At 41.9% G+C, this 7,942-nt stretch carries 9 protein-coding genes; 7 read left to right on the top strand and 2 right to left on the bottom strand.

Annotated elements, in window-relative coordinates; genetic code table 11:
- On the bottom strand, nucleotides 1-1,410 hold a 1,410-nt coding region (locus J7K41_00590), incomplete at its 3' end, for a hypothetical protein (protein ID MCD6549199.1).
- A 337-nt stretch (nucleotides 1,411-1,747) separates the two neighbouring features.
- Here J7K41_00590 and J7K41_00585 point away from each other — a divergent pair.
- From J7K41_00585 to J7K41_00555, 7 genes are all read left to right on the top strand, one after another.
- Nucleotides 1,748-2,140 (top strand): translation initiation factor IF-5A, encoded by a 393-nt coding sequence (locus J7K41_00585; GenBank protein MCD6549198.1) that lies wholly within the window; start codon nucleotides 1,748-1,750, stop codon nucleotides 2,138-2,140.
- A 15-nt stretch (nucleotides 2,141-2,155) separates the two neighbouring features.
- A complete protein-coding gene (locus tag J7K41_00580) occupies nucleotides 2,156-2,455 on the top strand; it encodes a hypothetical protein (protein MCD6549197.1) in 300 nt (99 codons plus the stop codon).
- 21 nt (nucleotides 2,456-2,476) lie between these two features.
- Nucleotides 2,477-2,656: a 30S ribosomal protein S27ae gene (locus tag J7K41_00575; protein ID MCD6549196.1), complete on the top strand. Its 180-nt coding sequence runs from the start codon at nucleotides 2,477-2,479 to the stop codon at nucleotides 2,654-2,656.
- Nucleotides 2,623-3,387: a CPBP family intramembrane metalloprotease gene (locus J7K41_00570; GenBank protein ID MCD6549195.1), complete on the top strand. Its 765-nt coding sequence runs from the start codon at nucleotides 2,623-2,625 to the stop codon at nucleotides 3,385-3,387. The genes J7K41_00575 and J7K41_00570 overlap by 34 nt, the downstream gene beginning before the upstream one ends.
- 4 nt (nucleotides 3,388-3,391) lie before the next feature.
- Nucleotides 3,392-4,390, top strand: a complete 999-nt coding sequence (gene tsaD / locus J7K41_00565) for a tRNA (adenosine(37)-N6)-threonylcarbamoyltransferase complex transferase subunit TsaD (protein MCD6549194.1) — start codon at nucleotides 3,392-3,394, stop codon at nucleotides 4,388-4,390.
- Nucleotides 4,391-4,673: 283 nt separating this feature from the next.
- Nucleotides 4,674-6,764, top strand: coding sequence for a hypothetical protein (locus tag J7K41_00560; GenBank protein ID MCD6549193.1), 2,091 nt, complete (start codon nucleotides 4,674-4,676; stop codon nucleotides 6,762-6,764).
- Between the two features lie 28 nt (nucleotides 6,765-6,792).
- The gene (locus tag J7K41_00555; protein ID MCD6549192.1) at nucleotides 6,793-7,470 is read left to right on the top strand and encodes a hypothetical protein; all 678 of its coding nucleotides are present in this window, start codon (nucleotides 6,793-6,795) and stop codon (nucleotides 7,468-7,470) included.
- Nucleotides 7,471-7,496: 26 nt separating this feature from the next.
- Here J7K41_00555 and J7K41_00550 read toward each other — a convergent pair whose 3' ends face one another.
- A complete protein-coding gene (locus J7K41_00550; GenBank protein ID MCD6549191.1) occupies nucleotides 7,497-7,865 on the bottom strand; it encodes an iron-sulfur cluster assembly scaffold protein in 369 nt (122 codons plus the stop codon).
- Nucleotides 7,866-7,942 lie beyond the last annotated feature (77 nt).

The following is a 7,942-nucleotide window of genomic DNA, read 5'->3' as shown; positions in this document are numbered from 1 at the left end:
TTTTAGATAGTTCCTACGTTTCTCTCTGTCGGCTAACTCCTTCCGATACCGTCTCTTTATGTTATCCCACAACCTCTCCACATCAATCACATAATAGTTTCCATTGTCCTCATAATATTCATTATTCGCCAGATCCTCGGTCATCTCTGAAAATAATAATAGACGTGATTTTGGATACTTGCTCCGTAGGTATACCCAAGTAGCGAACACCCCAGTACGTATAGGTTCGGTGTATTCTGTTAGTTTATCACCTATTGATTCAAATCCGTATTGGAGTAGGATGAACACGTTAAGGTCGTCTTTTAATATATATTTCAAGAGTTCGGAAACCTTACTCTCCTTTGGCAGGTATATCTTAGGTGGGAAGTGTTCGTTCCCTTCTGTGACGAGATGAATTTTGTCAACCGGTGTGTACTGGCTCATCTTCTTCTCTGCGATAGATTGTAGGATCTCGTTCAAACCGTCTTCTGTCAACCTACGTTCTTCAATCAACGTTCTTTGATAGTCTGATAAATCTTCAACCTTTATCCCAAGGAGATTGAACGCCTCTTCAGGAGGGAGACGTACCTCAGCACGGTCAACCTGTTGGAGGTGTTCTTCTGCTAGGGTGCGTAATGTTTTCCGGTATAGGGATGAATAGTATTCGTCTATTACTCGTTTAGATATGAATAGATCGCTAACTTTCTTAGGTCTTTTACCCGTAACCTCTTTAACCAACTTTGTCAACCCGTCTATAGACCTAAGAGCGTGGTGAACCACCTCTTTGAGTATCTCCTTCTCCTCGATTCCCTCTTCGTAAATCCTTATCCTTTCCTTTATCATCTTCTTCTCTTCGGATGAAAACGGTTCCTTTAATATCTTTCTCAGAAATCGTTTATTCTTGATATTGCTCTCCAACACACGATCATAATAACGATATGCGCGTTCCAGGAACTCTCGGAGTTGGTTTACACTCGACTTTCCAATGATCCATTCATAAAACTGATCAGGCTCTTCGGGTTTGATGCCCCTGCGTTCCCAATACTCGTTCCAGAGGTCCGCTATAGGGTCGAGTATATAGAGGACGTTTGATGCGATATCCTCTATACCGTTTAACTCATGTTCAATATGTTTTATTTCTTTGTGATGATCAAATCTCATCTCACTCAACCAGTTCTTGTGGTCATAGTTGTTTCGTGACCTAAGCTCTTCTAAGAGAGACTGTGTCTTGTCCAACTTGACCCTGGATATGGCATACAGTCCTGCGAGGTGCACGAGTACGTTAATCGTGTTATCCTTAAGAGTGGAATGGTATTCATCATACTTTTCAAGCGCAACTTCTCTTTTCCTACGGATGCTTTTCAATATCCTGAGAGATTCTTTGTACGATTTTTGGTATTCATACGATACCGATACCGTCCTGCTGCACATACTATCACAACCTTCAACAAACAAATTTTCAATAAACAATTTGCAAAGAACCGCATATCCCAACATTTATCTTGCGTTTTATATACAATTTTATCTTTTAACACATAATTTCATTTAAATTTAACTGGTAAAAGATTTTAACCAGATCTCAGCCATAGGCGCGCACTTGTGAATATACCAACCTAACCACATTCTCAAAATTCTCACCTAAAATATCCTGCAGTTATTCATCTTACTATCCGTGAAGTATCCATAAGCGAATCGTTTTACCAAAGGTTTATAAACATTTAAGAGGAATAATTAACACTCATTTTAGTAATCTATAAGGGGTGTTCAAATGGTCGAAAAGAAGTATATGTCGGTTAAGGACCTCAAGGTCGGCAAATACATAGTGATAGACGGTATTCCTTGCAGAGTTGTAAATATAGAGGTTTCGAGACCGGGAAAACACGGGCATGCGAAGATGAAGGTCACAGCGATCGGAATATTCGAAGGACAAAAAAAGGTAGCGTTTCTTACCGGGCATGACGAAGTAGAAGTACCTGTGATCGAAAGAAAAACCGCTCAGATAATCTCGGTCACCGGCGATACTGCTCAGTTGATGGATACTCAAACGTACGAAGTTTTTGAGGTGAGTATACCCGAAGAACTTAAAGATCAAGTCGAACCAGGTAAAGAAGCAGAAGTGATGAGCGCGCTCGGTAAGATGGCCATAGTAAAAGTTAAATAAATACGGGTGATAGGTATGAAACTTGAAATAAATGAAGAGTATGATAACAAGTTCTTGGGAAGAAAGGAGGTCAGATTCGTAGTCGAACTCGACGGTCCGACACCCAGTCGTAAAGACATGCTTAAAGAGATTGCTGCGAAACTGATGGTAAACCCAAACCTCTTGGTAATAAACAAAATCACCAGTTCTTACGGAGGCAAACATGCGTTTGTAGAGGCATACGTTTATAAGGATGAAGAAACTCTGAAAAGATACACACCAAAATATAAGTTAGAAAGGATTAAGGAGGAAGAAAAGTCTGAAGAAAACAAATAAAATACTAAAAGGTGGTGACGGATGGGTTCCAAAAAAAGAAAGGTGCGTGTAAGAGGCAAAAAATCGAAAAAGAAAAAGGAGAAGAAGATTAAACCGTATAAAAAACCGAGATTCTGCCCTAAATGCGGTCCCGGGGTACACCTGGCAGAACATAAAGATAGATGGTCATGTGGAAAATGCGGATACTACGAAAAGAAATAGAGAGTACCACCGTGCATCTTCTCTTTATCGTAACACTTTCTCTTCTTCTCAGTAGTTATTGTTCAAAGATGGACCTTACTTCGTCCGCCAGTATTGTAAGGATAATCGTTTTATCAGTTGCATTGGTTTCCATAAATATAGTTATTAGTAAAAAATGGTGGTTTATCTCTTTAATCACATTCGGCTTGGGAATGCTGTTTCCGGAATTGGTAGTAGGGTTAACCGTACCGGTCGGTCTGCTGACGCTAAGCGTGTACCCGTATTCCAATAAACCGATTGCTCGATTCCTGGAGGAAACCGGCCTGGTAAACAGAGATAGTTTTGAAGACGTTGTGGTTAAAACAATGGTCTGGTTCACAGTAGTAGCCATCATACTTTTGATCGTTGGACTGATTACATTCTCCCTGGACAGAAACGATACAAAGAACGTTGTTAAAAAGATAAATTCATTACCGGTAACAGTACTCGTCACAGGTATGTTTGTCTCGCCGATAGTTGAAGAGTTGTTCTTCAGAGGCATTCTTTATCCAAGGGTAGGGATGGTCTTATCATCGATACTGTTCTCGATAGCGCACGCGTCCTACGGGTCAGTGGGAGAGCTTATCAAAACGTTCGTTATAGGAATGATATTCTGTAAGATCAGAAGTAGGGAACGTTCTCTGGTAATACCTATTTTAATACACTTTCTCATAAATCTGTTAAGCATACTGATGATCAAATCTCTGTGGTGATCCTGTGATCGTATTGGGCATAGAATCAACCGCACATACTATCGGTATCGGAGTGTATGACGGCAAACGTCTTACCCATAAACGGCACGTGTACCGTGCCAAAGGAGAAGGCATGATACCACGAAAACTAGGGGATCATCATCAGCAATGGTTTTCCAGAATTCTGAAGGATACCCTTGATGAACGCGAATTAAAACCTACCGACATAGACATGATAGCGTTTTCGCAAGGCCCTGGGATAGGGCAACCGCTTCAATTCGGATGCGCCATGGCACGTTATCTCTCCTTAAAAGTTGGAGCAAAACTGATCCCCGTTAACCATTGTGCGGCACATATAGAGATAGGTATCTACGACACGCGGATCGATGACCCTCTGGTAATATACGCTAGCGGTGGTAACACGCAGTTGATAGTCAAAGATAAAGAAAGATATCGAGTTCTGGGAGAAACCTTGGACATAGGTATAGGTAATCTGTTTGATGTGTTAGCAAGAGAACTCGGTCTCGAATACGGTCACGGCGCGGAACTCGAACGGTTGGCCCGGAACGGGAGATATATAGAATCTACACCTTATTCAGTTAAAGGTATGAATACCGTGTTCGGAGGATTGTTAACGTATGCAAAACGGATTAAAACCAAGTATCCTCCGGAAGACATTGCATACTCGGTAATGCACAACGCATTCGCGATGCTCGTTGAAACAGCGGAAAGGGCGTTCTGGTTGACGGGCAAGAAAGGAGTCATTGTTTGCGGTGGTGTCGCTCAGAATTCAATGTTACAGACAATGCTCGACAGAATGCTTTCCAAACATCAAACCATGTGCGGTAAACAGAAGGCGCGATTAGGTATCCCAAGAAACGAATACAACGGAGACAACGGTGCTATGATTGCGTACACGGGGTACGAACTGTATCAAAAATTCGGTGATAAAGCCACGATCAATCCGAAGTCGGCAGTTCCACGACCAAGATGGAGGATAGATCAAGTCAACCTCGTCCCATAACTTAAACCCTCTCGGAAACGGATTCTGGATAGACATGTGTGAGAAGAGGGCTCTTTGGAGTAGCAAAGAATTTGGCACGCAAGATTGCTGATGCCTCAGTAAATAACCGGTGCTGGAGGGATGTGATTTATGGAAGGATGAATTTTCGGGGATATCGGTATAAAACTTAATTCTCCGCATCGAGTTAAATCCTCTCCATCGGGTTAATTGGGTTTATCCGCAAGCGTAGGGTTGCCGGATGCGCAGAAAAGCTTTAAATAGATATGCCAACAAATACAAATCCATGAGAGATGAAGAATTATCAATATTTAACAATATTAAGACCGGATTAGTGATCGCGTTGCTAATCAGTGTTTTTCTGCCGAATGTTGTGAATGCGATCGATTACACCGACTATCTCTTTGAAGATGAGAAAGACGTCAATGTAACCTTTGAAAACATAACTGTTAACAGCACGCTTTATTCCATCATGTTCATAGACGGTCAAGAAACAATGGTCTTCAAAGCAGGCGAACCTGTCACAGGAAAGGATGAGATAGAGGAGGTTATCACAGGATATTACCAAAAACAGTATTGGCCCAACGAAGAAGAACTCAGAACTTTAAAAGAAGATTTTATACAGTTCAATGCCTCAAGAAACGGTCCCAGTAAGATGGGTCCTGCTGAAGATTATTGTCTATCTGCAACATTTATGTATCCGAAAAGATGTCATACTGAAGAGGAATGCGAAATGGCCGCATCTACATTCTGCGGGATTGTCAGTTCTGCAGGTATAAATTGCAACCCATTATATCTTGCACCGATGTTCTACGGTTATTCTCATTCTTTAGATACCATGGATGAGCTGACGGCCGACGCGCTCGAAAACATAGAGAAACTCGAAAAGGGTTCAGGGGACCTAACATCCATACTTGATGAACTCGATGAGGACGCCGATTCTTTGGAAACCACTGCAGAAACGCTACTGGAAAACGAACTTTTCGACACTCCTGACTGTTATGAATGTTTGGGGATATGTTTTAGGTTACCTATAAATTTTACGTATATCGAAGACGCTAAAGAAATCATATCCGACCTCAAGGACAAGGTCGAACCTATTTCAAACATGGAATCAGTAATAGACAGTGTGTATGAACAGACTACTAAAAGGGTTAATTATAAAGAGAATGTTGAAAAGGCACCGGTATACAGAGCCAGGTATCAAAACATTCTCAATGCATATGCCGGACGACTGGAAGAGGCGGAAGAAACATTGAAATATGTTGAGAACAATGACCTTGCAGCATACTACAACGATATTGTAAAACTCCAGAACAAATTAGACGACGAGTTTGCCACATATTCATTCGACAATGCGACAGAATCAGATATGAACGTGTTAGAGATGAAGTATAAAGGTATGGTGGCACTGCTGGACCAGAACCTCACCATCCATTACAGAGAAGCCAAGTCAGCTTTGGACGATGCAACCGCAAAACTTGTTCAAGCGAGATGGTACGTCGACAGATCAAACAAAGGGTTGGTCAACAAACTCAACCAGATAGGTGAAGAGTACAACGAATACGTCGAACAGTTTAATCCGCCGATGAGCGATTCCAAGTACGACGAACTTAAAGAAGAATTCGAATCCATCAGTAAAAGTTTAGATGGAATATTGGCATCCACTTCAAAAGGCAAAAATACGGTGGCAAGTTTCGTTGCGGACGTAAGCAGGAAAAGTTCAAGCGGTGTCCTATCATTGGCAAGTCTTGTAGTTAACATAGACGATAAGACCAAACAGAAATTAACACCTGTGATTCCACCCGTGCTGTTGCTTCTGGGCGATTTTGCCTTGATCGCGTTGGCAGTTTTCCTATTTATCAACATAGCCCATTCACATAGATACATATTCACTAAAAGGATGGTTCTGTTGAGTTGGACGGTTCTTCTGTTGATGTTCATAGGAGTTGTGGCAATCGGATCAATAGCGATATACAACGTAATGAAGGATACTGCCAGAGAAGGAAACTTCGACGATTTCATGGAAAGAGTAATGGATTCGGACACTGTGGCAATAGTTATCGATGAACGCGGTGCAGACGCGAGCACGGTTGCTGCTATGAATGTGTGTAAAGAAAGGATAATAAACAAGTTGGCAAACAAAACAATCGATGAATATGTGATCACAGGTGATTACTGTAAACACGGCGACGAAACTATCGGTATTGACGAATGTCTGGACAGAGCACATAAAAATCCTGTATTCATATTGGAATATTCACCGATCGATTCAGGGTATTCATTCAAATCCCTGTACGAATTTGAGACACGGATGTACGGCGGAACTCCGCTGTTCGATAAATGCGAAGTGGCATACGCGATCAACATTGAATGATATGTTAATATGAGAGAGGGTGAAAGGAATGCGAATCTCCGAGAAGGCACAATGGGCGATCATAGTAGTGGTCCTTCTATTGGGCTTGTCGTTGTTCGGTTATGAACTCTACCAATACTACCAAAAACAGAACATGAATGCACAGATGCAACGCTATTTTACCAACCTGATGAGTGCAAGGTCGGTAGCCATAGTGATGGACCTCCGCAATGCTCCGGATAGCAGGACCAGGTATAACATAAACATGTGCGGGATAGGAGTTGCAGGTTCGCCCGCGTTGGCAAGCAAACCGAAATACATATACGGCATAGACAACGACAGATGCATCATATCCTATCCCAACAATACGCACGAGTCCAACGCATCTGTAGAGAGATGCGAGCGAGAAATCAACGAATTCGTCAACATCATCATCAAATACGGAAAACCGCATACCGAATTCACGGATAACAGCATGATAATATACATCGACAGAAACACCAACGCTTCATGCCGTCTTGCAATAAAAACAGGGTCTGTTGCCATTAACCCCAACGAAACATCTCAAAAGAACATATCACGGTCTCTCAACGGAACAGAGAACGGAGAAGGGAATATCACGGACAATAGCGACAATGGAAGTGCATCATACACAACCAACGTATCACAGATACCCGGACCTGATGAGAACGTCTCCGAGGATCTCGTAAACAACACAGATAATTAGGTAAAGTGAAAATTCTGGACCGTTGTTCAACATTGTGACAATGCATTCTCGATAGCACGAATTGCCAGATACGCAACATCACGTTTGGTCGGATCAAGATGTTCAAGTCCTGACAAAGACAACCAATCTTCACGTTTCATATGTTTCAATTCTTCTACCTTCCGTCCGACCATAGCATCCAGGATAATGTCCGCTATCGCCTTCAGAATAAAAGACATGTTCATACCTCCGAACACTGCATCTTCGAGAGTGCCGTTCTTTATCTTAAGATATACGGCAATCTGTTCTCCACATTCTTCAGACCGACCGAAACAGTCGTAATCATCAGAAACGTCTCTTGTAAAATGTTTAAGTATAGTGCTCCGTTGTTTAAGTTTGCGAACCATCTCGTCCATAGCATCACCACAAATCAATTTATGAAAGATCTGATATCACATCCACCGTTCTATCGATTTCCTCAAAAGTATTGTAT

The sequence above is a fragment of the Candidatus Micrarchaeota archaeon genome, assembly GCA_021163225.1.
Classification (GTDB): domain Archaea; phylum Micrarchaeota; class Micrarchaeia; order Anstonellales; family JAGGXE01; genus JAGGXE01.
The sequence above is the reverse complement of the archived record's forward strand: the minus strand, read 5'-3'. Positions and strand labels throughout refer to the sequence as shown.

Bases quoted from the DNA above. Each gene is read 5' to 3' on its own strand.
- J7K41_00585 (MCD6549198.1), top strand. From the start codon at position 1,748: ATGGTCGAAAAGAAGTATATGTCGGTTAAGGACCTCAAGGTCGGCAAA.
- J7K41_00580 (MCD6549197.1), top strand. From the start codon at position 2,156: ATGAAACTTGAAATAAATGAAGAGTATGATAACAAGTTCTTGGGAAGA.
- J7K41_00575 (MCD6549196.1), top strand. From the start codon at position 2,477: ATGGGTTCCAAAAAAAGAAAGGTGCGTGTAAGAGGCAAAAAATCGAAA.
- J7K41_00570 (MCD6549195.1), top strand. From the start codon at position 2,623: ATGTGGAAAATGCGGATACTACGAAAAGAAATAGAGAGTACCACCGTG.
- J7K41_00560 (MCD6549193.1), top strand. From the start codon at position 4,674: ATGAGAGATGAAGAATTATCAATATTTAACAATATTAAGACCGGATTA.
- J7K41_00555 (MCD6549192.1), top strand. From the start codon at position 6,793: ATGCGAATCTCCGAGAAGGCACAATGGGCGATCATAGTAGTGGTCCTT.
- J7K41_00550 (MCD6549191.1), bottom strand. From the start codon at position 7,865: ATGGACGAGATGGTTCGCAAACTTAAACAACGGAGCACTATACTTAAA.